A 23,729-nucleotide genomic window follows, 5' to 3' on the forward strand; every position below is an offset into this window, starting at 1 on the left:
TACCCCTTTCCCGTGTAGGGTCGTTTCACCGCCTTCAGGTTGCCGCTATACTTTTCAGCGCTCGCTGTTTCGTGGCCGCGGGCGTGATTAGCCACCATGAGGGTGTTCGCGTGAACCAAATCAAGAAGATGCTGGCCGTACCAGCAGCCGTATTCGCCCTCTGGGCAATGAGCGCAACCGCTGCGACCAATGACGACATTGCCAAGCGCCTGGAGCCCGTTGGCCAGGTCTGTGTGCAGGGCCAGGAGTGCAAAGGCATGGAAGTGGCGGCGACCGCGGGTGGCGGTGGTGCCAAGACCCCGGACGAGATCATTGCCAAGCATTGCAATGCCTGCCATGGCAGCGGCCTGCTCGGCGCGCCCAAGGTGGGTGATACCGCGGCCTGGAAGGAGCGAGCCGACCACCAGGGCGGCCTGGATGGCATCCTGGCCAAGGCCATTACCGGCATCAACGCCATGCCACCGAAAGGTACCTGCGCGGACTGCTCGGACGACGACCTGAAAGGGGCGATCAAGAAGATGTCTGGGCTGTGAGCTGCAGCTGAATTTCACCAGGCCCGCCATTGATGGCGGGCTTTGTTTTTGTGGTGGCTGTGCCGGCCTCTTTGCGGCACTAGCCGCGAAAGGGCCCGCACCGGCAACCAACTCGCTTGAGCTCATGTCCAACCCCTGAACCCACGGATGTCTCAGGAGGCCCCATGCACCTCTGCTCCATCGACCAGGCTGTCGAGCAGGTCCTGGCACGCCTGCCAGCCCATATCCACATGGGCCTGCCGTTGGGCCTGGGCAAGCCCAATGCCTTCGTCAACGCCCTCTACGCCCGCGTGCGCGAACTGCCCGAACGGCGGCTGACCATCTACACCGCCCTGTCCCTGGGCCGGCCGGCACTGGGCGACGGGTTGCAGCGGCGCTTTCTGGAGCCTTTCGTCGAGCGCGTGTTCGCCGACTATGAAGAACTCACCTACCTCAGCGACCTGCGCAATGACACCTTGCCCGCCAACATCCGCGTCGAGCAGTTCTTCATGCAGCCCGGCAGCTTGCTGCACAGTGAATCGGCGCAGCAGGACTACGTCAGCAGCAATTACAGCCACGCCGCGCGGGATATCAACGCCAAGGGCCTGAACCTGATCGCCCAACTGGTGGCTGCCACGCCCGAAAAGCCCGTGCACCTGAGCCTGGCCTGCAACCCCGACATCACCCTCGACCTGCTGCCCATGGTCGCCAAACGCCGCGCTGCCGGTGAAACCATCCTCATGCTGGGGCAGGTGCACGCCGAGCTGCCTTACATGCCTGGCGATGCCGAGCTGCCGATCGACGCGTTCGACCTGTTGCTCGACGAGGCCGAACAACGCCGGCTGTTTTCCACACCGAACATGCCGGTCGGCATTCAGGACCACTGCATTGGCCTGCATGCCAGCAGCCTGGTGCGCGACGGCGGCACGCTGCAGATCGGTATTGGTGCCATGGGCGATGCGGTCGCCGCGGCATTGTTGGCGCGCCAGGGCGACAACGCCGGCTACCGAGCGGTGCTCGATGCACTCGATGTCGGCCCCTGGCAGGCGCTGATCGAACGGGAAGGGGGGCTGGATACCTTCGCTCAAGGCCTCTACGGGTGCAGCGAGATGTTCGTCAACGGCCTGCTGGTGCTGGCCGAGGCAGGCCTGTTGCGACGCCCGGCGGATGAGCAGGGCGCGTTGTTGCACGGTGGCTTCTTCCTTGGCCCGCAGGCGTTCTATCAGCGCTTGCGCGAGATGCCCCTGGAGCAGCGTGCACAGTTCGTCATGACCCGTATCAGCTTCATCAACGAACTCTACGGGCAAGAGGAACTCAAGCGCCGCCAGCGCCGCGATGCGCGCTTCATCAACACGGCGTTTGGCATGACCCTGCTGGGTGCCGGGGTGGCCGACCAGTTGGAAGATGGCCGAGTGCTCAGTGGCGTGGGCGGGCAATACAACTTCGTTGCCCAAGGCCATGCGCTGGAGGGCGGGCGCTCGATCCTGCTGTTGCGCAGCTGGCGTGAGGCGGGCGGGGAAGTGACCTCAAACCTGTTCTGGACCTATGGCCACTGCACCATTCCACGGCACCTTCGCGATATCGTGGTGACGGAATACGGCATTGCTGATTTGCGTGGGCAGACTGACAGTGAGGTGATTGCGCGGTTGCTGGCGGTGTGTGACTCGCGGTTCCAGCAGGGGCTTATCGAGCAGGCAAAGGAGGCCGGCAAGCTGGCGAGGAATTTCCAGCTGGATGCGCGGTATACCGACAATACCCCGCAGCGGCTGGAGGCAGTCAGGGCGCGGCATGCACGGCTGTTCCCGGAATATCCGATGGGCACGGATTTCACCGCTGAAGAACGGGACTTGTTGCGGGCGCTGAACTGGTTGAAGAGCAAGTTCAAGCTCAGCGAGGTGCTGGAACTGGGCAAGGCCGCGCTGGATGCGCCGGGGCCGGAGGGGTATGAGCAGCATCTGGAGCGGATGGGGCTGGATGCTCCGCAGGGGTTGAAGGAAGAACTTTATCAGCGGCTGTTGCTGGCAGGGTTGGCGGCTACCTGATGAATTGCCGGGGCTGCTTTGCAGCCCATCGCCGGCAAGCCAGCTCCCACAGGTACTGCACAAGGCTTGAGGCCTGTGTGGTCCATGTGGGAGCTGGCTTGCCGGCGATGAGGCCGGTACAGGCTTACTCGATGAAAGTGACCACACCACCTTCCAGCGACTTCACCCGGGCCAGCGATTCAACGCGGTAGCCCTGGCTGTCCAGTTCGGCGCGGCCGCCCTGGAACGACTTCTCGATGACGATACCCAGGCCGGCCACGGTGGCGCCGGCCTGCTTGATGATCGAGATCAGTGCCTGCGACGCCTTGCCGTTGGCCAGGAAGTCGTCGATCACCAGCACGCGGTCGCTGCTGTTGAGGTGGCGCGGTGAGATGGCCACGGTGTTCTCGGTCTGCTTGGTGAAGGAATACACCGAGGCGGTCAGCAGGTTTTCGGTCAGTGTGAGCGACTGGTGCTTGCGGGCGAAGATCACCGGTACGCCCAGCTTCAGGCCGGTCATCACTGCCGGGGCAATACCCGAGGCTTCGATGGTGACGATCTTGGTCACGCCAGCATCGGCGAACAGGCGGGCGAACTCGTCACCGATCAGCTGCATCAGCGCCGGGTCGATCTGGTGGTTGAGAAACGCGTCCACTTTGAGGACCTGATCGGAAAGCACGATGCCTTCTTCGCGAATCTTCTGATGCAGTGCTTCCACTGTGATTTCCTCGATGTAACAAAGGTGGCCGCTGGAGGCGGCAATATTAAAGAGTAATGGTTGATCAGCGTTTGAGCATTGCCCGGATGTCGGCCAGGGCGTTGTTGCCGCGTGCCGCCTTCACCTCGACCGGGGCGTCGTCCAGACCTTCCCAGGCCAGGTCGTCGGGTGGCAACTCGTCGAGGAACCGGCTGGGCGTACAGTCGATGATTTCACCGTACTGTTTGCGCTTGGCGGCGAAGGTAAAGGCCAGGGTCTGGCGGGCGCGGGTGATGCCCACATAGGCCAGGCGGCGCTCTTCTTCGATGGTGTCGGCCTCGATGCTGGAGCGGTGCGGGAGGATTTCCTCTTCCATGCCCATGATGAACACGTAAGGGAACTCAAGGCCTTTGGAGGCGTGCAGGGTCATCATCTGCACCCCTTCGGCGTTCTCTTCTTCTTCCTGCTGGCGCTCGAGCATGTCGCGCAGCACCAGCTTGCCGATGGCGTCCTCGATGGTCATGTCACCCTCTTCATCCTTTTCGAGGGTGTTTTTCAGTGCGTCCACCAGGAACCAGACGTTGCTGATGCGGAAATCGGCGGCCTTGTCGCTGGCGGTCTGCTGGCGGATCCAGTTTTCGTAGTCGATGTCGCGGATCATCTCGTGCAGCGCGGCAATCGGGTCTTCCAGGGCGACCTTCTGGCGTACCCCGTCCAGCCAGTGCTTGAAGCGCTGCAAACGCTCGGTATAGCGGGCGTCCAGGTGTTCACCCAGGCCCAGCTCGTCGCTGGCGGCGTACATGGAAATGCCGCGCTCGGTCGAATAGTTGCCGAGCTTTTCCAGGGTGGTGGAGCCGATCTCGCGGCGCGGCACGTTGATCACCCGCAGGTAGGCGTTGTCGTCGTCCGGGTTCACCAGCAGGCGCAGGTAGGCCATCAGGTCCTTGACCTCCTGGCGGCCGAAGAAGCTGTTGCCGCCCGACAGGCGATACGGCACCTGGTGGTGCTGCAGCTTCAGCTCGATCAGCTTGGCCTGGTAGTTGCCGCGGTAGAGGATGGCAAAGTCGCTGTACGGGCGGTTGGTGCGCAGGTGCAAGGTGAGGATCTCCATGGCCACCCGTTCGGCCTCGGCTTCCTCGTTCTTGCAGCGGATCACGCGGATCTCGTCGCCTACACCCATCTCGCTCCACAGCTGTTTTTCGAACGCGTGCGGGTTGTTGGCGATCAGCACGTTGGCACAGCGCAGGATCCGGCTGGTAGAGCGGTAGTTCTGTTCGAGCATGACGATCTTCAGGGAGGGGTAGTCCTCCTTGAGCAGCATCAGGTTCTCGGGGCGGGCGCCGCGCCAGGCATAGATGGACTGGTCGTCGTCGCCCACCACGGTGAACTGGTTGCGCATGCCGATCAGCATCTTCACCAGCAGGTACTGGCTGGCGTTGGTGTCCTGGTACTCGTCCACCAGCAGGTAGCGAACGCGGTTCTGCCAGCGCTCCAGCACCTCGGGGTGTTCCTGGAACAGCTTCACCGGCTGCAGGATCAGGTCGTCGAAGTCCACTGCGTTGAACGCCTTGAGCGTACGTTGGTAGTGGGTGTAGACGATGGCGGCGGTTTGCTCGCGCGGGTTGCGCGCTTTTTCCAGGGCTTCTGGCGGCAGGATCAGGTCGTTCTTCCAGGCACCGATCATGTTCTTGATCTCGTCGATGCCGTCGTCGCCTGAGTATTCCTTCTGCATGATGTCCGACAGCAACGCCTTGATGTCGGACTCGTCGAAGATCGAGAAGCCCGGCTTGTAGCCCAGCCGCTCGTGTTCCTTGCGGATGATGTTCAGGCCCAGGTTGTGGAAGGTACACACCGTCAGGCCGCGACCTTCCCCCGGACGCAGCAAGGTGCCAACCCGCTCCTTCATCTCGCGCGCGGCCTTGTTGGTAAAGGTCATCGCCACGATGTACTGGGCACGAATGCCGCAGTTCTGGATCAGGTGGGCAATCTTGCGCGTGATCACGCTGGTCTTGCCCGAACCTGCACCGGCGAGCACCAATAGAGGGCCGCCGACATAGTCACGGGCTTCCTGCTGCCGGGGATTGAGTCGGGACATGCTAGAAACCGGGGGTCGCCAGAAAATAGCCGCGCATTCTAACAGGCATGGGGCCGTTGTGGCGCGACCGTCTGACGTCTGAGTCAGACTTTTATTGGTGCGCTGTATTAGTCAGGCTAATGCCATGCACTGGAAAAATCGTATTTGCCGAACGGGCCTGGTTTCGCGCAGGATGCACGACAAAATACGTCGGGTCGCTGCAGGCTCCCGTGCATGTATAAAATTGAAAATCATTTTCATCCATGCAGTAGTATCTTCATTTTTTCTCTTGTTGTGCCGTTAAGCCCTAAGGAGCCCGCTTGTCCACGCCTGTCGAACCTTTGCGTTTGCTGCTGTTGGCTGATGAGCCGGAATGGGCCGTGCTGCTGCGCGAGTGCGTGCAGGGGTTGGGCGGCACTGCAGTGCTGTTGACGGCGCCTGACTGGGAGGCCGTCGACAGCCTTTTCAGCCATGACCGGCAGGCCGTGATCCTGGCGACGGTGGCACTGCAACCAGCGCCGGGGCGCTGTGAGCTGCCGACCATCCTGCTGCTGGACGACGAGCCCGCAGTGGCCCCCAGCGGCGTCAGCGACTGGCTGGTGCGCCAACAGCTCAGCACCGATAGCCTGCGCCGCTCGCTGCGGCATGTGCGCGAACGCGGCGTGCTGGTGGCCACCTTGCAGCGCCTTGCCGAGCAAGACCCACTGACCGGTATCGCCAACCGCCAGGGCTTCCAGGCCTTGCTCACGGCACGGCTGGCTGAAAACGAAGGACGGGGCGTTGCCCTCGGCCACCTCGACCTGGACAACTTCCGCCACGTCAACGACGCCCTTGGCCACCAGAGCGGTGACCGCCTGATCCTGCAGGTTGTGACCCGGCTGAAACACCAACTGGAGGCGGGGGACCAGTTGGCGCGCCTGGGCAGCGACGAATTCGCGCTGCTGATCGACACGCGCCGCGACCCCAACCGCGCCGAATGGATTGCCGAACGCATCGTCGAGGCCTTGGCCGAGCCCTATTGGATCGATGGTGAAAGCTTGCTGTTGGGCTGCAGCTTGGGCCTGGCGCATGCCCGTGCCCAGGGCGGCGCCGACCCGCTGATGTGGCACGCGCACATCGCCATGCGCCAGGCCAAGGGTAGCCAGGGCTGCACCTTCCATGTGTTCAACGAGCGCATCAACCGTAATGCCCGCAGCCTGGCCGACCTGGAAAGCGAACTGCGCCGCGCCCTGCGCCGGGATGAACTGGAGCTGCATTATCAGCCACGGCTGAACTTGGCCGATGGGCGTATCGTGGGGCTAGAGGCGCTGGTGCGCTGGCGGCACTCGGAGCGGGGGCTGCTACCGCCCTGCGAGTTCGTGCCGCTGGCGGAGCAAAGCGGCCTGATTGTGCCATTGGGCTACTGGGTGATTTCCCGTGCGCTGCGCGACATGCAGGCGTTGTGCGAACGCGGCCTGGAGCCGCTGCACATGGCGGTCAACCTGAGCTTCCGCCAGTTCCAGGATAGCCAGCTGCTGGCCACCTTGAGCCGGCTGATCCTGGAGCACGGGGTGGATGCTCGCTGGCTGGAATTCGAACTGACCGAAACGGCGGTCATGCGCCGCAACGAGCTGGTACGCCAGACCATGGATGCGCTGGGCCGCCTGGGCGTGCGCTTCTCGCTGGATGACTTTGGCACTGGTTTTTCGTCGTTCGTACACCTGAACAGCCTGCCGATCACCCTGCTCAAGGTGGACCGCAGTTTCGTGGCCGAAATGGAAATGCGCGAGGAAAACCGCAAGCTGGTGCACGCCATGATCAACCTGGCGCACAACCTCAACCTTGAAGTGGTGGCTGAAGGGGTGGAGAGTGAGGAGCAACTGGAGTTGCTGCGCGGATTTGGTTGTGACCAGGTGCAAGGATTTCTGGTCAGCAAGCCGTTGCCGGTGGGGGAGTTGATGGAGTTTTTGCTGCAGGCGCCTGACCGTCAGTTGGGGGTTGTCCTTTAGCGCCCTTTCGCGGGCACGCCCGCTCCCACAGGGCCGCGCACTGTACCTGTGGGGGCGGGCGTGCCCGCGAATAGGCCCTGAAGTCAGGCCGAGGCGGTAGCCTCTTCACCAACCCCAGCTTTCCTCAACAACCGCTTCATCCGCCACTCAAAACCAAAGGTCAGCGCCACCGCCGCGCACGCCAAGCCCAGCGCTAAGCCCCACCAGATGCCGACCGCCCCGCCGCCCAAGTTGAAGGCGAACAGCCAGGCACTCGGCGCCCCTACCAGCCAATAGCAGCACAGCCCGATCAGGAAGGTGGTCTTGGCATCTTTCAGGCCGCGTATGGAGCCCATGGCGATGGTCTGCATGCCATCGAACAACTCGAACCAGGCGGCTACCATCAACAAGTGCACCGCCAGTTGGTAGATGGCGGCAAAGCCCGGGTCATTGCGGTCTATGAACAGGCTCACCAGCGCCTCGGGCAGCAGCAAAAACAGCGCGGCAAAAGCAAACATCACGGTTGCCCCAAAGCCGATGCCCACGCGCCCCGCGCTGCGCGCCGCCAGCAGGTTGCCGGCGCCGTAGTACAGGCCCACACGCATGGTTACCGCATAGGAAAGCCCTGTCGGCACCATGAATGCCGTGGACACGATCTGCAGGGCGATCTGGTGGGCCGCCAGTTCGGTGCTGCCCAGCACCCCCATGCACAACGCGGCGAAGGCGAACAGGCCCACTTCCACCATGTAGGTGCCGCCAATCGGCAGGCCCAGCCGCCACAGCTCACGCAGGGCGTGCAGCGATGGGCGCGACAGGCCCTTGCGCAGCGGGTAGGCGGCATAGGCCGGGTGCCAGCGGATGTACAACGACAGGGCAATGGCCATGCCCATCGACACCACCGCAGTGACCAGGCCGATACCCATCAGCCCGAGCCTGGGTAGGCCGAACATGCCCTCGATCAGCGCCACGTTGAGCAGGTAGTTCAGCACCGTGCCGACCAGGCTGATGACCATCACCGGGGTCGAACGGCCGAGGGCACTGGTGAACCCGCGCAAGGCCATGAAGGTCAGGTAACCGGGCAACGCCAGCGGCAGCAGGGTCAGAAACTGGGCAGCCGAGGCTACGTTCTCGGGCTGTTGCCCGAACAGCAGCAGTACCGGCTCGAGGTTCCACAGCACCAGCGCGGCGAACAGCGCCAGGCCCCAGGCCAGCCACAGACCGTTCTGGGCCAGGCGGGTGGCCCCTTCGATGTCGTTGGCGCCCTTGCGAATCGCCACCAGGGTACCCACTGCGGCGATCACCCCCAGGCAGAAAATCGACACGAAAGAATAGCTGGCGGCGCCCAGGCCACCGCCGGCCAAGGCCTGTGGGCTGATGCGGGCCATCATCAGGGTGTCGGTCAGCACCATCAGCATGTGCGCCAGCTGCGAGGCGATCAGCGGCCCGGCCAGGCGCAGTAAAGCCTTGAGTTCTGTAGTGGGCGCGACGTGCATGGGCTGTCCTTGTTCCTGAGGTGATCAACGAAGCGCAATTCTGAGGCTTTGGTCAACTTTGCACAAAAGGATAAAAGCGATGGTTGGCATGAGTTGAACTCATGCCTGCAAGTTTCGGATAATTCGCTTCTGTCCCCAGATTGCAGGTGCCCTATGTCGCGCCAGCTACCTCCGCTGTATGCCTTGCGCGCATTTGAAGCTGCCGCGCGGCTCAGTTCGTTCACCCGCGCGGGCGAAGAGCTGTCGATCACGCAAAGTGCCATCAGCCGGCACATCCGCACCCTGGAAGAGCATTTCGCCTGCCGCCTGTTCGTGCGCAGTGGCCGCAACCTGCAACTGACCGAAGCAGGGCGGGTGTTGCTGCCGGGGGTGCGCGAAGGCTTTGCTGCGTTCGCCCGTGCCTCTGAAACCCTGTGTGGTGAAGATGACATCCTGCGCATGAAGGCACCTTCGACCCTGACCATGCGGTGGTTGCTGGCCTGTCTGAGCCGCTTTCGCCACCTGCAACCCGGTAACGAGGTACAACTGACCAGCGCCTGGATGGATGTGGACCATGTGGACTTCAACCAGGAACCGTTCGATTGTGCGGTGTTGCTCAGCGATGGGGTGTTCCCGGCAGACTGGGAGGTGCGCAAGCTGTTCCCGGAGTTGTTGATTCCGGTCGGCGCACCTGACCTGCTTGGCGAAAAGCCCTGGAGCGTGTCCCGGCTGGCCGGTATCGAGCTGCTGCACCCCACGGTGGACAAGCGCGACTGGCGTGACTGGCTGCAGCGCATGGGCCTCGCTGGCAAGGTATCGCTCAAGGGTGGGCAGGTTTTCGACACGCTGGAGCTGAGCATGATTGCCGCCGCGCGTGGCTACGGCATCTCCATCGGCGACTTGCTGATGGTGGCCGAGGACGTGGCGCAGAAGCGCCTGAGCCTGCCCTGGCCGACGGCGGTGCCCAGTGGCATGGATTACTACCTGGTGTGGCCGCGTACCCGGCGTGGGGGCGAGCGTTTGCGCCGGTTGAGTGCGTTTCTGGAACAGGAGGTGGCGGCCATGGATCTCCCGGATGTGGAAATACTGCCGCCCCTTTGATGGCTTGCACTGGCCTTGTCGCCGGCAAGCCAGCTCCCACACCGGTAGCGATGCGCTCAAGACCTGTGCTGCACGTGTGGGAGCCGGCTTGCCGGCGACAGAGCCACAACAGGTGTAGAAAACGTTTGCGAATATCCCGGCCCGACACTCAAGTATTCGCCCGCGACGCCGATTCACTGGCAGCAGCGTCCCGGAAGAGGGCGCACTTCCCGTCGATAGGAAGCGGGCGGTCAGCGTGATCAGGACGATCCCGGCCTCTTGCCAGGAGCTTCACATGTCTCAACCCCGTGCCCGCATAGCCTCGCAGCTTGGTGTCGCCCTCGCCATCGTGCTGGCGCTGGTGATTTCCGGCAGTACCCTGTTTGCCCTGCGTTCGCTGGACGAGGCCAACCTCGCCACACGCCAGGCGCACCTGGCCAGTGAAGCGCGCCTGCTGGCCGATCAGCTCGAAACTTTCCACAGTTCGCTCAAGGACAATACCCAGCGCCTCAGCGGGTTGTTCGAGCGCCGCTTCGCCTCGGGCCTGTCGCTGCATGCCGGTGAAACGGTGCAGGTCGCCGGGCAGGCAACACCGGCGCTGTACCTGGGTGATCATTTGCTGAACAACGATTTTCAGCAGGTTGACGAATTCCAGCAGATGACCGCTGGCATCGCCACGCTGTTCGTGCGCAGTGGCGAAGACTTCGTGCGTATCAGCACCAACCTGAAGAAGCAGGACGGCAGCCGCGCCATTGGCACTCAGCTCGACCGTCAGCACCCGGCCTACCGCAAGTTGCTGGCCGGGCAAATGTACGTTGGCCGCGCCGTGTTGTTCGAGCGCAACTACATGACCCGCTATGTGCCGGTGAGTGACGGCAACGGCCGGGTAATCGCCGTATTGTTCGTAGGCTTCGACTACACCGATGCGCAGAACACCCAGTTTGCCAACCTCAAGCGTTTCCGCATTGGCCAGACCGGCTCGCTGGCCCTGCAGGACGAGAGCGGCCAGTGGCTGGTGCCGCCAGCCAATGCCGAGCAACCGCTGTACAGCGCAACGGCCGCCTTTGCCGAAGGCCCGTGGACGGTGGTGGCGAGCATGCCGATGGCGGAAATTCGTGAGGTGACCTGGAGCGTAGGCCTGCGCCTGGCCATCGGCAGCCTGCTGGCCATGGTCCTGGCGGTGGCGGCCACCTTGTGGCTGTTGCGGCGCAAACTGCGCCCGCTGGACGCGCTGGTGCGCCAGGCTCAAGCGCTGGGCGCAGGTGACCTGAGCACGCGGCTGAGCGTGACCAGCCACGACGAAATCGGTCAACTGGCCAGCAGCTTCAACAAGATGGGCGAGGCCTTGTCAGGCATGGTCGAGCACATTCGCAGTGCGTCCGAGCAAGTCAGCTCGCGCGCCAAATCGTTGTCTGGCCTGTCGGCCGAGGCCTGCGAGGGCATGGAGCAGCAGTCCGGTGAAATCACCAGCATGGCCGGTGCGGTGGAGGAGTTCAGCGCCACCTCGATGAACATCGCCGACAACATGGCGGGCACCGAGCGCATGGCGCGTGACAACGCCCAGCAGACCCGTATCGGCCGCACCGCCATGGATGAAGCGTCGCATTCGCTGAAGCAGATCGCCGATGCCCTCGGCGGTACGGCCACGGTGATGGACAGCCTGGGGGCACGCTCGCAGGAAATCGGCGGCATCATCAGCGTGATCACTGCCATCGCCGAACAGACCAACCTGCTGGCGTTGAATGCGGCCATCGAGGCTGCACGCGCCGGTGAGCAGGGCCGCGGCTTTGCGGTGGTGGCGGACGAAGTGCGCAGCCTGGCCGCACGAACCCGCCAGGCCACGGATGAAATATCCGGGATGATCACCAGCATCCAGCAGCAGACCGGGCACGCCATCACGACCCTGGAGCAGGGTAACCAGCTGATGCAGGATGGTCTGCAGCGCAATGACAAGGTGGCGCAAGCGCTGGCGCGTATCGACGAGCAGAGCCGTGCGGCGGGTGAGCAGTTCACGGTGATCAGTACGGCGACTCAGGAGCAGAGCAGCACGGCGACGGTGCTCAGCCGCAATTTGCAGAGCATTGCCCAGGCCAACGGCGAGCAGCGCGAGGTGGCCAATGAGCTGGCTTTTACCGCGCGGGAGCTGGAAGGGCTGGCGGGGCAGTTACGGCAGGAAGTTGATCGTTTCCGCTGATACTGCAGGGGGCCGCTTTGCGGCCCATTCGCGGGCACGCCCGCTCCTACAGGTACAGCGCAAGCCTTGGGCCTGTGGTGATCCTGTGGGGGCGGGCGCGCCCCCGGCGATCTACCGGCTTACATCGAACCTAGGTTCAATGCCTGCGCACACGCCAGCAGCGACCGCTGCTCGCTTTGCGCATACAGCGCCAGCTCATCCTGCACCTGCAGCCCCAATGCCGCTTCAAAGGCATCGCGGTTGGCATTGCTGCCGTACTCGGCCTGCGCATCGTCACCCAGGTTGGACTGGAAGATGCCCGCCGCGCTCACCGGCAGAAAGTCCTCGTAGACCAGCGCTTCAAAGTGCACATGGCCGGCCTCGATCAAGCCCTCCAGGGTGGTGGGGCGGCCTTGCTGGTCACGTGCGGCCAGGCCTTTTTCGGTGGCGAAGTAGCGGAAGTACGCCAGCCCCTGTTCACGCATCTGCGCCAAGTCGTCCGGGAATTGGGCAAAGTTCTCCTGCAGCAGTGCCATGTAACGCTCGGCGTTGGCCTCGGCCGGTGCCCCACCCAAGGCAGCGCGGGTGGCATCGAGCAATGTGTCGTACAGCTGGCGGCCTTTGGGTGTCAGGGCCGCACCGCGCTGCTCGATTTCGCCAAAGCGCGCGGTGTGGCTGCCTTCGCTGCCCTGCTGGTCGCTGAAAGCGACCTTTTCCTGCAGGGCCTTGAAGCTGGTCTGGCGCAGCAGGATCGGGTGGCGGCGGGTGGGCGGGCCTTCCACCACGGCCTTGGGTGGAATGCCCTTGGCCGGCATGCCGACCTGAATGGCATCGATGTCCAGCGTACGCGGGGTCAGGTGGTTGATGTGCGGGCCCTTGAAGGCCACCACGTCGGCAATCAGCCGGTGCTGATCGTGCAACTGCTGATATTGCGCGGCGGTGACGGTGGCGTCCTGGTGCCAGCGGAAGGTGTGCAGGGCTTCCTGCACGAATGTGGCGGCATCGCTGGCATTCAAGCCGCCGTCGCGCTCGCACTGGGCGATCAGGTCGAGGGCGCGCGGGGTGAAGATCTGGCGCTTGGCCAGGATGCTCTTGGCCAGTTCGCGCAGTTGCGGGTTGTCGATCAGTTCCAGGCGCAGCAGCGAGGTGAACACCCGGAACGGGCTGATGTGCAGGGACTGCTCGTGCACCGCGCGGAACGCGGTGGAGTGCACCGGCACACCGGCAGAGCTAAGGTCGTAGTACCCAACCGGCTGCATGCCCATCACCGCGAACAGGCGGGCGATGGTGGCCAGTTCTGCGGCGGTGCCAACCCGGATGGCGCCATGCCGCTCGTGGTCCAGGCGCTCGATTTCGCCGGTCCAGCGCAGGGCCTCGGCCACGTCGGGCTGCTGGGCCATGACCTGCTGGTTGATTTCGCTCACCAGCTCCAGCAGCGTGCCGTACAGCGGCACTTCCTGTTTGTACATGAGCGACATGGCGGCAGAAAACTGCGCGCGAATGCTGTCGGGGCTGACGAAATCGTGGGCGGGCATCGCTAGCTTCCTGGTTAGGTTCGGACACTTACATGAAAGCTGGGAATGCACCTTGCTCACAAGCGAAAAAAAGTGAGTGTGTCATTCCTTTTTTGATCGACCTCAAGGGCCATTGGGGCTGCTTTGCAGCCCAACGCGACACAAGGCCGCTCCTACAGGTTGAGGTGCGGCCCGGCAACCTCAAACCTGCAACTGCTCGCCGATCCACTCCACCAACGCCCGTACCTTGGGCACCTCCGCCGCATGCTCGGCATACGCCAGGTAATGCGCCCCGGCACTGCGCATGGCGTGATCCCATGGCACCACCAGGCTGCCGTCGGCCAGCTCCTTGGCTGCCAGGTAGCGCGGCACCAGTGCTACCCCGCAGCCTGTCTGCGCGGCGCTCAATGCCATATAGAAGGTGTCGAAGCGCGGCCCGTGGTAGGCGTTGACGCTGTGCAGGCCCTGCTCCAGGAACCACTCGTGCCAGGCCTCGGGGCGCGAGGTGCTCTGCAGCAGCACCAGCTCGGCCAACTGTTCGGCGCCCGCTAACTCACGCCCGGCCAGCAGCTCCGGCGCACACACCGGTACCACTTCTTCGCCGAACAGCGCCACGCAGGTGGCACCCGGCCAGGTGCCCTGACCATAGAAAAACACCACATCCGCCGAACCTTGCAGCAGGGCGAACGGCTCCATCTCGTTGCGGATATCCAGGTGGATATTGCTGTGCCGTTTGCCAAAGCCCTTGAGGTGCGGGATTAGCCAGCGCACGCCAAAACTCGGTTGAGTGGCGACCTTCAGTATCTCGGTCTGCTCACCATAGGTGAGCACGTAGCGGCTGGACATATCCACCTGGGTAAGGATCTTGTTGACCTCGGCCAGGTACAGGCTGCCGGCCGGGGTCAGTTGCAGGCGCCGGCGAATGCGCAGGAACAGGTGATGGCGCAGCATGTCCTCTAGTTGCGCCACCTGCTTGCTGACCGCGCTCTGGGTCAGGTGCAGCTCTTCAGCGGCACGGGTAAAACTCAAATGGCGGGCTGCAGCTTCAAAGCACTGCAGGGCGGTCATGGAGGGCACCAGGCGTTTGGACATAGCGGTCTCTGCGATACGAATCATTACCTGGTGGAATGATATGCGGAATAAAGGTCGTTTGTTGTACCTATGTGATCGGATTAATACTGATCCACATCATTTTTCCACCCCATCACCCGATGTAGGAGAAGCACAAATGGTTGCTGGATTGCTCGAGCGCCTTGGCGTTACCGCCGAGGCTTACACCCAGGGCGATTACCCTGTTCACACGCCGATCGACGGCAGCCAGATCGCCTCGGTGAAACTGCTCGGCAAGGCCGAGACCACCGCCCGCATCGACCAGGCCCAGAGCGCCTTCGAAGCTTGGCGCAGCGTACCGGCACCACGCCGCGGCGAACTGGTGCGTCTGTTTGGCGAAGTGCTGCGTGCGCACAAGGCCGACCTCGGCGAGCTGGTCTCGATCGAAGCCGGTAAGATCACCCAGGAAGGCCTGGGTGAAGTTCAGGAAATGATCGACATCTGCGACTTCGCCGTGGGGCTGTCGCGCCAACTGTACGGCCTGACCATCGCTTCCGAGCGCCCAGGGCACCACATGCGTGAAACCTGGCACCCGCTGGGGGTGGTCGGCGTGATCAGCGCCTTCAACTTCCCGGTCGCGGTATGGGCCTGGAACACCGCCCTGGCCCTCGTGGCCGGCAATTCGGTGGTATGGAAGCCGTCCGAGAAAACCCCGCTGACCGCCCTGGCCTGCCAGGCACTGTTCGAGAAAGCCCTGAAAGCCTTTGGTGACGCCCCGGCGGGCCTGGCGCAGTTGGTCATCGGTGGCCGTGAAGCCGGTGAAGCCTTGGTCGACGACCCGCGTGTGCCGCTGGTCAGCGCCACCGGCAGCACCCGCATGGGGCGCGAAGTCGGCCCACGTGTGGCTGCACGCTTCGGCCGCAGCATTCTTGAACTGGGCGGCAACAACGCCATGATCCTGGCCCCCAGCGCCGACCTCGACCTGGCCGTGCGCGGCATCCTGTTCTCGGCGGTCGGTACCGCCGGCCAGCGCTGCACCACCCTGCGCCGTCTGATCGTGCACCGTTCGATCAAGGACGAAGTGGTTGCCCGGGTCAAAGCCGCCTACGGCAAAGTCCGCATTGGCGACCCGCGCAAGGACAACCTGGTCGGCCCGCTGATCGACAAGCTGTCGTTCGACGCCATGCAGGGCGCCCTGGCCAAGGCCCGCGACGAAGGTGGCCAGGTGTTCGGTGGTGAGCGTCAGCTGGCCGAGCAATACCCGAATGCCTATTACGTGTCGCCAGCCATCGCCGAAATGCCGGCGCAAAGTGACGTGGTCCGCCACGAAACCTTCGCCCCGATCCTCTACGTACTGGCCTACGACGACTTTGAAGAGGCCCTGCGCCTGAACAACGAAGTGCCACAAGGCCTGTCGTCGTGCATCTTCACCACCGACCTGCGTGAGGCCGAACGTTTCCAGAGCGCTGCGGGTAGTGATTGCGGCATTGCCAACGTCAACATCGGCACCAGCGGTGCCGAGATCGGCGGTGCGTTCGGTGGCGAGAAAGAGACCGGTGGTGGCCGGGAATCCGGTTCGGATGCCTGGAAGGGCTACATGCGCCGCCAGACCAACACCGTGAACTACTCGCGCGAGCTGCCGCTGGCACAGGGAATCGTGTTCGACTGATCGGTTGATGCTGCATGGCCGGGGGCTTTGCCCCCGGTTCGCGGGTGAACCCGCTCCTACCGGCACTGCACAGCTTTCAAACCTGTGCGGCCCCTGTAGGGGCGGGTTTACCCGCGAATGGGCTGCAAGGCAGCCCCAACAAGAACAAATTGCTGGAGCCGGGCCATGTCCGAACTGCGTCAACAATGCTTGTGGGAATTCGTCAGCACACCGAGCGTGGCCGCCCAGGCCCTGGCCGGTGAGCACAAGGCCGATGTGTGCGTGATCGGTGGCGGCATTACCGGCCTGTCGGCGGCCATTCACCTGCTCGAGCAGGGCAAGTCGGTGATCCTGCTGGAGGCCTGGAAGGTCGGTCACGGGGGCTCCGGGCGCAACGTCGGCCTGGTCAATGCCGGTACCTGGATCCGCCCCGACGACGTCGAGGCGACCCTTGGCCAGAAGCAGGGCAGCCGCCTGAACCAGGTGCTGGGTGAAGCCCCGGCTGAAGTGTTCGCAATGATCGAGCGCCTGGGCATCGACTGCCAGGCCCAGCACAAAGGCACGCTGCACATGGCGCACAACGCCACCGGCATCGCCGACCTCGAGGCCCGCCACGAGCAGTGGCGCCGTCGCGGTGCCGACGTGGAGCTGCTGACCGGTGCGCAGTGCCAGGAATACTGTGGCACCGACAAGATTTCCGCCGCGTTGCTCGACCGCCGCGCCGGCACCATCAACCCCATGGGCTACACCCAGGGCCTGGCTGCGGCCGTGGTGCGCCTGGGTGGCCAGCTGTTCCAGCAGTCGGCTGTAGAAGGTCTGGCGCGCGAGGGCGGCGCCTGGCGGGTCAAGACGGCCCGTGGCTCGGTACGGGCCGACAAGGTGGTGATTTCCACCGGCGCCTACACCGAAGGCGACTGGAGCAACCTGCAGAAGCAGTTCTTCCGCGGTTATTACTACCAGGTCGCCTCCAAGCCGCTGCAAGGCGCTGAGGCCGACAAGGTACTGCCGCACGGCCAGGGCTCTTGGGACACCCGCACCGTGCTCAGCAGTATCCGCCGTGACGACCAGGGCCGCCTGTTGCTCGGCAGCCTGGGCCGGGTCGACAACAAGCCCGCCTGGTTCGTGCGCAGCTGGGCTGACCGCATTCAAAGCCATTACTACCCGCGCCTGGGCAAGGTCGAGTGGGAAATGCACTGGACCGGTTGCATTGACTTCACCCCCGACCACCTGATGCGCCTGTTCGAGCCGGCGCCGGGGCTGGTGGCGGTAACCGGGTATAACGGGCGGGGCAATACCACCGGCACCGTGATTGGCCGGGCGTTTGCCGAGTTCCTGCTCAAGGGTGATGCCGGCAGCCTGCCGATTCCGTTCTCGCCAATGAGTGGCGTGAGTGCGCCATCGCTGCGCACCGCATTCTATGAGTCCGGGTTCTCGCTGTACCACGCGGGGCAATGCCTGAGGGTTGTGTTGTAAGCACTGGCCCTATCGCCGGCAAGCCAGCTCCCACAGGTACTGCATAAGCCCTGAGGCCTGTGCGGTCAATGTGGGAGCTGGCTTGCCGGCGATAGGGCCAGTACAGGCTTACTTGTGCAGCCAGCTGAGAAAGCCGCCCTTCTTGATCAGGGCCGGCTTCTGCAGCAACAACGACTCCCGGCTCTGGCGCCGGAACCGCTGCAATTTGCTCAGCGCCGTCTGCACATCGCCACGTTGCGCCAGGCAACTTTTCACCTGCTCTTTGTCGATGCGGTACAGCACGCAGCTGGTCAGGGTGCGGAACTCGGCCAGTGACTCGTCTTCGTCAATGATCCCCTCGACCCCCAGCACCTCGCCCGGCCCCATGCGGCCGGCCTCCAGCAGCTTGTCGCCATCGCGCACCGAGGCCGACACCACGCCGCTGCCAATCACCAGCAAATGCTCGGAATGCGCGCCTACCTCCAGGATCACCTGATCCGCCAGGTACTCCACCGCCGTCATGCGCTGGCTCAATGCGTCACGCTCTTCAGCGCTTAGCGAACGGAACACCCGCACCTCGTCCAGCACTTCGCGCTGTCGGCTGCGTGGCGGCATGGCCAGGTCGACGTTCCACATCACCCCGCTCGCCTCCAGGTGGCGGTGCGCCAGGTCGAACAACTGGTTGCGTGCCGCAGTCTTGCCGCTCATGTCGGCAATGAACCCGCTGGCCTCGTACTCCACCGACTCCAGTGTCGAGGCCTTGACCGACACCTTGGGCGCAGGTGACGCAAGGATCGCGCTGGTGCCCTGCAGGGCTTTTTCCAGTGCGTCGAACACCCGCCTGGGCCGCACTTTGGCCGGTACTACCACATTGATCGACACCCCATGCACATCCGCCGGCCTGCTGTGGTTGAGCAGGCGCGCCTTGGCTGCCACCGAATTGGGGATCACCGCCAGGCTACCTGTGCCTGTGAGCAGGCGCGTGGCCCGCCAGTCGATATCCAGCACCTTGCCTTCGGTGCCGTCGATCGCGATCGAATCGCCAATCTGGTAGGGCCGCGTGGTGTTCAGCACGATGCCGCTGAACACGTCGGCCAGCGTGCTCTGCAACGCCAGGCCTATGACGATGGCCATCACACCCGAGGTGGCCAGCAGGCCCTTGACTGGCAGCTGCAGCACATAGCCTGCCGCCGCGACTACCGCGGCAAGGAAGATCAGCGCCCCCAGCACGTCCTGCAGCAAGCGCCCGCCGTGGCTACCCCGCGCTACCAGCAACAGGCCGAACACCACGGTGACCGTGCGCGCGCCAAGCAGCCACCAGCCTATGGCCAATACCGTGGCCATCAGGTTGCGCGCAACATCGTCCGGCCAGGGCGGTGGCTGCAGCGGGCTCATGCCGGCGGCCACCAGCACCGCGCTGAACAACACGAAAAGCACCAGCCGCGTACCGATGCGCCAGGCCCGGTGCTGGAGGGGGATCAACTGCCAGATTACGAGGTCGAGCAGGATCAGGGCAGTACCGAGCAACAACGGGGACGACTGGATGAACGCCAGCATGGTGGTCTCGGGGGTGAGGGGAGGGCTGTGGGTAGTAATAGAGCAGGTTGGCCGGGCAGGCAATGGGAGCCTACGTGCGGGTAAACCCGCCCCCACAGGCATCGTGCGTAACCTGAGCGTGGTGCGGTCCCTGTGGGAGCGGGCAAGCCCGCGAAGAGGCCAGCAAATCCAGCGCCGATCTATCGTTCCTGAAACAGAACGCTAAAGCCAAAAACAGCTATCTACCGCACCAAATGTGAAGGTTTTAATCTTCTCCCATCAACGCGAAACACCCCAATTACTGAAATCAAAACCCTCAGGAGCTACCCCCATGACCAACTTCAAATACAACCGCCTGAACAAAGACGATGCCGCCGTACTGCTGGTCGACCACCAGGCTGGCCTGCTGTCGCTGGTGCGCGACATCGAGCCGGATGCCTTCAAGAACAACGTGCTGGCCCTGGCTGACCTGGCCAAGTTCTTCAACCTGCCGACCATCCTCACCACCAGCTTCGAACAAGGCCCCAACGGCCCGCTGGTGCCGGAACTGAAAGCCCTGTTCCCGGACGCGCCGTACATCGCCCGCCCAGGCCAGATCAACGCCTGGGATAACGAAGACTTCGTGAAGGCCGTGAAGGCCACCGGCAAGAAGCAGCTGATCATCGCCGGCGTGGTCACCGAAGTGTGCGTAGCCTTCCCGGCGCTGGCCGCCCTGGAAGAAGAGTTCGACGTGTTCGTGGTTACCGATGCGTCCGGCACCTTCAACGCCATGACCCGCGACGCCGCCCATGACCGCATGAGCCGCGCTGGCGCCCAGTTGATGACCTGGTTCGGGGTTGCCTGCGAGCTGCACCGCGACTGGCGCAACGACATTGAAGGCCTGGCCGCGCTGTGCTCCAACCACATCCCGGACTACCGCAACCTCATGACCAGCTACAACGCCTTCAACGCCAACAAGTAAGCCGCGCCCGCGGGCACGCTCAGCCGGTGCCCGCGCAGGGCAGCACACTTATCCAATCCAGCGCCCGTTGGCCGTTGCACAGTGGCTGTGGGCAAGCTCATCCAAGGAACGCCGATGAACACCGCACTCCAAGACAACCGCGAAGTGGTGACCGTATGCCTGCAGCACCAGGTGCTCGATAGCACGCCGGGTACCTCGGCCGCGCAACCACCGCGCTGGAAGCAGGCGCTGCTAACCTACCTGGTGATCTGCCCGATGACCATGGTCGTGCCGCAACTGCTGGCGCCGCTGTTTGCCCGCTTCCCGCCACTGGGGGGCGTGATCACCGGCAACCTGATCGTCAACCTGTTCGTCATTCTGCCCGTGGTGTTCTACATCATGCCTTGGGTAACCCGTCGCTGCGCCAACTGGCTGCGCGGCTGAGCCAGCCCCTGTCCTCGACACTTTCAGGAGATACCGCTATGAGCACGTTCGTTACCCGCGATGGCACTTCGATCTACTTCAAGGACTGGGGCACCGGCAAGCCCGTGCTGTTCAGCCACGGCTGGCCGCTGAATGCCGATATGTGGGACACGCAGATGGAGTTCCTGGCCAGCCGCGGTTACCGCGCCATTGCCTTCGACCGCCGCGGTTTCGGGCGCTCGAGCCAGCCATGGAACGGCTACGACTACGACACCTTCGCTGATGACATCGCCCAGCTGATCGAACACCTCGACCTGCGTGAGGTGACCTTGGTCGGCTTCTCCATGGGCGGCGGTGACGTAAGCCGCTACATCGGTCGCTACGGCACCGAGCGGGTCGCCGGGCTGGTGCTGCTGGGCGCCGTTACGCCGGTGTTCGGCAAGCGTGACGACAACCCCGAGGGTGTCGACCTATCGGTGTTCGAAGGTATCGTGGCTGGTCTGCGTGCCGACCGGGCGCAGTTCATCGCTGATTTCGCCGCGCCGTTCTATGGCATCAACCATGGGCAGCAGGTATCCCAGGGCGTGCAGACGCAGACTTTGAACATTGCGCTGATGGCGTCGCTCAAGGCCACCCTGGATTGTGTGACGGCGTTCTCCGAAACCGACTTCCGGTCGGACATGGCCAAGGTCGATGTACCGACGTTGGTGATCCATGGCGATGACGACCAGATCGTGCCGTTCGAGACTACCGGCAAGCAGGCAGCGAAACAGATTCGTGGAGCTGAGCTGAAGGTGTACGCCGGCGCGCCGCATGGGTTTGCCGTGACTCACGCGCAGCAGCTGAATGAGGACTTGCTGGCGTTCTTGAGTCGCTGAGTAGCCGGGGCCGCTTTGCGGCCCCAAACGCCGGCATGTCAGCTCCCACGGGGGCTGTTCACGGCTCAGAAGCTGTGAAGCCCTTGTGGGAGCTGGCTTGCCGGCGATTAGGGCCAGCCCAGGCAACACAAAACTTGATCACGGCTAACCTTCTACAGCCCCACCGCACATCCATCCAAGCCTTGCCCCTGTACCAGGCGGCATGCTCTGCAGTCGCGCCTGCCGCCGCCGCGCGCAGAGACGGAGAACACCATGTCCCAGGACCGCCACGACAAGACCCGTCGCCAGTTCCTCGCCAGCAGCACCGTACTGGGTGCTGCCGGCGCGCTCTGGTCTGCATTGCCCTTCACCGGCGCCGCCGGTTCCGCTCACGCATCCACCCAAGGAGGTTCCATGACCGCCGACCTGATTCTGTTCAACGGCAAGCTGCACACCGTTGACCGCGAAAAGCCCACTGCCACCGCCGTCGCCATCAAGGACGGCCGCTTCATCGCCGTGGGCAACGACGCCGAGGCCATGGCCCACAAGGGCGCCAGCACGCAAATCGTCGACCTCAAGCAGCGTACGGTCATCCCCGGCCTGAACGACTCGCACCTGCACCTGATCCGCGGCGGCCTGAACTACAACCTGGAGCTGCGCTGGGAAGGCGTGCCGTCGGTGGCCGATGCCCTGCGCATGCTCAAGGACCAGGCTGCGCGCACGCCTACCCCGCAGTGGGTGCGTGTGGTGGGTGGCTGGAACGAGTTCCAGTTCGCCGAAAAACGCATGCCGACCCTGGAAGAAATCAACCAGGCTGCACCCGATACGCCGGTGTTCCTGTTGCACCTCTACGACCGCGCCTTGCTCAACCGTGCCGCACTCAAGGCTGTCGGCTACGACAAGAGCACCCCGAACCCGCCGGGCGGCGAAATCCAGCGCGACAAGTTCGGCAACCCCACCGGCATGCTGATCGCCCGCCCGAACGCGATGATCCTCTACGCCACCCTGGCCAAAGGGCCGAAGCTGCCGCTGGAGTATCAGGTCAACTCGACCCGCCAGTTCATGCGTGAGCTGAACCGCCTGGGCCTGACCAGTGCCATCGACGCTGGCGGCGGCTACCAGAACTTCCCCGACGACTACTCGGTGATCCAGGAGCTGGCCGACAACAACCAGCTGACAGTGCGCATTGCCTACAACCTGTTCACCCAGAAGCCCAAGGAAGAACTGGACGACTTCAAGAAGTGGACATCCAGCGTCAAGCTGCACAGCGGTACCGACTTCCTGCGCCACAATGGCGCTGGCGAAATGCTGGTGTTCTCCGCTGCCGACTTCGAGGACTTCCTCGAGCCGCGCCCGGACCTGCCGCAGACCATGGAAGAAGAGCTGGAGCCGGTGGTGCGCCACCTGGTCGAGCAGCGCTGGCCGTTCCGCCTGCATGCCACCTACAACGAATCGATCACGCGCATGCTCGACGTGTTCGAGAAGGTCAACCGCGATATCCCGTTCAATGGCCTGCCGTGGTTCTTCGACCACGCCGAAACCATCACCCCGCAGAACATCGAGCGCGTGCGTGCGCTGGGCGGCGGCATCGCCATCCAGGACCGCATGGCCTTCCAGGGCGAGTACTTCGTCGACCGCTATGGCGCCAAGGCTGCCGAGCAGACCCCGCCGATCAAACGCATGCTCGAGATGGGCGTGCCGGTCGGCGCGGGCACCGACGCTACCCGCGTGTCCAGCTACAACCCCTGGACCTCGCTGTACTGGCTGGTCAGCGGCAAGACCGTTGGCGGCATGGAGCTGTACAAGGAAGGCCTGGACCGCGAGACCGCGCTGCAGCTGTTCACCCAGGGCAGCGCCTGGTTCTCCAGCGAGCAGGGCAAGAAGGGCCAGATCAAAGTAGGCCAACTGGCCGACCTGGCGGCACTGTCGTTGGACTTCTTCAGCGTTGATGAAGAAGCGATCAAGGGCATCGAATCGGTGCTGACCATTGTCGATGGCAAGGTGGTATACGGTGCCGGCGAATTCGACCGCCTCGGCCCACCGCAGGTGCCGGTGCTGCCGGAGTGGTCTCCAGTAGCCAAGGTGCCGGGGCACTGGCGCGTGGGTACGCCGTCGCTGGCGGCAGCCGTGCACCAGTGTTCGGGGCCGTGCGGGGTGCATGCGCACAGCCATGACAAGGCGCGCAAATCGAGTGTGCCGGTCAACGACTTCCAGGGCTTCTGGGGGGCGCTGGGCTGTTCGTGCTTTGCTTTCTAAGCTGATGTGATGTCGAGAAGAAGGGGCCGCGCCGGTAATGCCTGTCAGTCAAGCGTT

General features: G+C 63.8%; 17 protein-coding genes and 1 pseudogene. 12 read left to right on the forward strand and 6 right to left on the reverse strand.

What is annotated here, in order from left to right; translation table 11 throughout:
* The first annotated feature begins 128 nt into the window (after positions 1-128).
* Both ACF8SD_RS20600 and ACF8SD_RS20605 read left to right on the forward strand, forming a co-directional pair.
* Positions 129-533: a cytochrome c5 family protein gene (locus tag ACF8SD_RS20600; RefSeq protein WP_033690433.1), complete on the forward strand. Its 405-nt coding sequence runs from the start codon at positions 129-131 to the stop codon at positions 531-533.
* A gap of 164 nt (positions 534-697) precedes the next feature.
* On the forward strand, positions 698-2,554 hold the full coding sequence (locus ACF8SD_RS20605; RefSeq protein ID WP_173891547.1) for an acetyl-CoA hydrolase/transferase family protein: 1,857 nt from the start codon (positions 698-700) through the stop codon (positions 2,552-2,554).
* A gap of 124 nt (positions 2,555-2,678) precedes the next feature.
* On the opposite strand, the gene ACF8SD_RS20610 is transcribed toward ACF8SD_RS20605, so the two are convergent.
* Together ACF8SD_RS20610 and rep are read right to left on the reverse strand one after the other, a co-directional pair.
* Positions 2,679-3,251 (reverse strand): xanthine phosphoribosyltransferase, encoded by a 573-nt coding sequence (locus ACF8SD_RS20610; protein WP_009683322.1) that lies wholly within the window; start codon positions 3,249-3,251, stop codon positions 2,679-2,681.
* Positions 3,252-3,315: 64 nt separating this feature from the next.
* The gene (gene rep, locus ACF8SD_RS20615; RefSeq protein WP_029887601.1) at positions 3,316-5,325 is read right to left on the reverse strand and encodes a DNA helicase Rep; all 2,010 of its coding nucleotides are present in this window, start codon (positions 5,323-5,325) and stop codon (positions 3,316-3,318) included.
* Between the two features lie 299 nt (positions 5,326-5,624).
* Between rep and ACF8SD_RS20620 the strand changes: the two genes are divergently transcribed.
* The gene (locus ACF8SD_RS20620; RefSeq protein WP_173891546.1) at positions 5,625-7,292 is read left to right on the forward strand and encodes a bifunctional diguanylate cyclase/phosphodiesterase; all 1,668 of its coding nucleotides are present in this window, start codon (positions 5,625-5,627) and stop codon (positions 7,290-7,292) included.
* 83 nt (positions 7,293-7,375) lie between these two features.
* On the opposite strand, the gene ACF8SD_RS20625 is transcribed toward ACF8SD_RS20620, so the two are convergent.
* The gene (locus ACF8SD_RS20625; RefSeq protein ID WP_392485049.1) at positions 7,376-8,764 is read right to left on the reverse strand and encodes a NorM family multidrug efflux MATE transporter; all 1,389 of its coding nucleotides are present in this window, start codon (positions 8,762-8,764) and stop codon (positions 7,376-7,378) included.
* 153 nt (positions 8,765-8,917) lie between these two features.
* Between ACF8SD_RS20625 and ACF8SD_RS20630 the strand changes: the two genes are divergently transcribed.
* From ACF8SD_RS20630 to ACF8SD_RS20640, 3 genes and pseudogenes are all read left to right on the forward strand, one after another.
* Complete coding sequence (locus tag ACF8SD_RS20630) at positions 8,918-9,844, forward strand: LysR substrate-binding domain-containing protein (protein ID WP_392485050.1); 927 nt, start codon at positions 8,918-8,920, stop codon at positions 9,842-9,844.
* A 274-nt stretch (positions 9,845-10,118) separates the two neighbouring features.
* Positions 10,119-11,162, forward strand: a pseudogene (locus ACF8SD_RS20635) (Cache 3/Cache 2 fusion domain-containing protein); the annotation flags it as partial.
* A gap of 132 nt (positions 11,163-11,294) precedes the next feature.
* Positions 11,295-12,017, forward strand: coding sequence for a methyl-accepting chemotaxis protein (locus tag ACF8SD_RS20640; RefSeq protein ID WP_392485063.1), 723 nt, complete (start codon positions 11,295-11,297; stop codon positions 12,015-12,017).
* A gap of 119 nt (positions 12,018-12,136) precedes the next feature.
* Here the strand turns inward: ACF8SD_RS20640 and ACF8SD_RS20645 are convergent, their stop codons facing one another.
* Together ACF8SD_RS20645 and ACF8SD_RS20650 are read right to left on the reverse strand one after the other, a co-directional pair.
* Positions 12,137-13,531 (reverse strand): VOC family protein, encoded by a 1,395-nt coding sequence (locus ACF8SD_RS20645; protein ID WP_392485051.1) that lies wholly within the window; start codon positions 13,529-13,531, stop codon positions 12,137-12,139.
* 180 nt (positions 13,532-13,711) lie between these two features.
* Complete coding sequence (locus ACF8SD_RS20650) at positions 13,712-14,602, reverse strand: LysR family transcriptional regulator (RefSeq protein WP_392485053.1); 891 nt, start codon at positions 14,600-14,602, stop codon at positions 13,712-13,714.
* A gap of 136 nt (positions 14,603-14,738) precedes the next feature.
* Between ACF8SD_RS20650 and ACF8SD_RS20655 the strand changes: the two genes are divergently transcribed.
* Both ACF8SD_RS20655 and ACF8SD_RS20660 read left to right on the forward strand, forming a co-directional pair.
* Complete coding sequence (locus ACF8SD_RS20655) at positions 14,739-16,229, forward strand: aldehyde dehydrogenase family protein (RefSeq protein WP_173891540.1); 1,491 nt, start codon at positions 14,739-14,741, stop codon at positions 16,227-16,229.
* A 165-nt stretch (positions 16,230-16,394) separates the two neighbouring features.
* Positions 16,395-17,681, forward strand: coding sequence for an NAD(P)/FAD-dependent oxidoreductase (locus ACF8SD_RS20660; protein ID WP_392485055.1), 1,287 nt, complete (start codon positions 16,395-16,397; stop codon positions 17,679-17,681).
* Positions 17,682-17,789: 108 nt separating this feature from the next.
* Here the strand turns inward: ACF8SD_RS20660 and ACF8SD_RS20665 are convergent, their stop codons facing one another.
* A complete protein-coding gene (locus tag ACF8SD_RS20665) occupies positions 17,790-19,217 on the reverse strand; it encodes a mechanosensitive ion channel family protein (RefSeq protein ID WP_173891538.1) in 1,428 nt (475 codons plus the stop codon).
* 310 nt (positions 19,218-19,527) lie between these two features.
* On the opposite strand from ACF8SD_RS20665, the gene ycaC reads away from it, so the two are divergent.
* The 4 genes from ycaC (at position 19,528) to ACF8SD_RS20685 (ending at position 23,672) form a co-directional block, all read left to right on the forward strand.
* A complete protein-coding gene (ycaC, locus tag ACF8SD_RS20670; RefSeq protein ID WP_009681621.1) occupies positions 19,528-20,157 on the forward strand; it encodes an isochorismate family cysteine hydrolase YcaC in 630 nt (209 codons plus the stop codon).
* Between the two features lie 114 nt (positions 20,158-20,271).
* A complete protein-coding gene (locus ACF8SD_RS20675; RefSeq protein ID WP_173891537.1) occupies positions 20,272-20,580 on the forward strand; it encodes a hypothetical protein in 309 nt (102 codons plus the stop codon).
* A gap of 38 nt (positions 20,581-20,618) precedes the next feature.
* Positions 20,619-21,437, forward strand: a complete 819-nt coding sequence (locus tag ACF8SD_RS20680) for an alpha/beta fold hydrolase (RefSeq protein WP_173891536.1) — start codon at positions 20,619-20,621, stop codon at positions 21,435-21,437.
* Positions 21,438-21,830: 393 nt separating this feature from the next.
* Positions 21,831-23,672, forward strand: coding sequence for an amidohydrolase (locus ACF8SD_RS20685; RefSeq protein WP_173891764.1), 1,842 nt, complete (start codon positions 21,831-21,833; stop codon positions 23,670-23,672).
* The last annotated feature ends 57 nt before the right edge of the window (positions 23,673-23,729 follow it).

This window comes from Pseudomonas sp. CJQ_9, from assembly GCF_043106615.1.
Lineage (GTDB): Bacteria > Pseudomonadota > Gammaproteobacteria > Pseudomonadales > Pseudomonadaceae > Aquipseudomonas > Aquipseudomonas juntendi.

Coding starts and splice junctions, on each gene's coding strand:
- ACF8SD_RS20655 (WP_173891540.1), top strand. CDS start 14,739: ATGGTTGCTGGATTGCTCGAGCGCCTTGGCGTTACCGCCGAGGCTTAC.
- ycaC (WP_009681621.1), top strand. CDS start 19,528: ATGACCAACTTCAAATACAACCGCCTGAACAAAGACGATGCCGCCGTA.
- ACF8SD_RS20605 (WP_173891547.1), top strand. CDS start 698: ATGCACCTCTGCTCCATCGACCAGGCTGTCGAGCAGGTCCTGGCACGC.
- ACF8SD_RS20675 (WP_173891537.1), top strand. CDS start 20,272: ATGAACACCGCACTCCAAGACAACCGCGAAGTGGTGACCGTATGCCTG.
- ACF8SD_RS20645 (WP_392485051.1), bottom strand. CDS start 13,531: ATGCCCGCCCACGATTTCGTCAGCCCCGACAGCATTCGCGCGCAGTTT.
- ACF8SD_RS20630 (WP_392485050.1), top strand. CDS start 8,918: ATGTCGCGCCAGCTACCTCCGCTGTATGCCTTGCGCGCATTTGAAGCT.
- ACF8SD_RS20650 (WP_392485053.1), bottom strand. CDS start 14,602: ATGTCCAAACGCCTGGTGCCCTCCATGACCGCCCTGCAGTGCTTTGAA.
- ACF8SD_RS20600 (WP_033690433.1), top strand. CDS start 129: ATGCTGGCCGTACCAGCAGCCGTATTCGCCCTCTGGGCAATGAGCGCA.
- rep (WP_029887601.1), bottom strand. CDS start 5,325: ATGTCCCGACTCAATCCCCGGCAGCAGGAAGCCCGTGACTATGTCGGC.
- ACF8SD_RS20665 (WP_173891538.1), bottom strand. CDS start 19,217: ATGCTGGCGTTCATCCAGTCGTCCCCGTTGTTGCTCGGTACTGCCCTG.
- ACF8SD_RS20625 (WP_392485049.1), bottom strand. CDS start 8,764: ATGCACGTCGCGCCCACTACAGAACTCAAGGCTTTACTGCGCCTGGCC.
- ACF8SD_RS20680 (WP_173891536.1), top strand. CDS start 20,619: ATGAGCACGTTCGTTACCCGCGATGGCACTTCGATCTACTTCAAGGAC.
- ACF8SD_RS20660 (WP_392485055.1), top strand. CDS start 16,395: ATGTCCGAACTGCGTCAACAATGCTTGTGGGAATTCGTCAGCACACCG.
- ACF8SD_RS20685 (WP_173891764.1), top strand. CDS start 21,831: ATGACCGCCGACCTGATTCTGTTCAACGGCAAGCTGCACACCGTTGAC.
- ACF8SD_RS20640 (WP_392485063.1), top strand. CDS start 11,295: ATGGCCGGTGCGGTGGAGGAGTTCAGCGCCACCTCGATGAACATCGCC.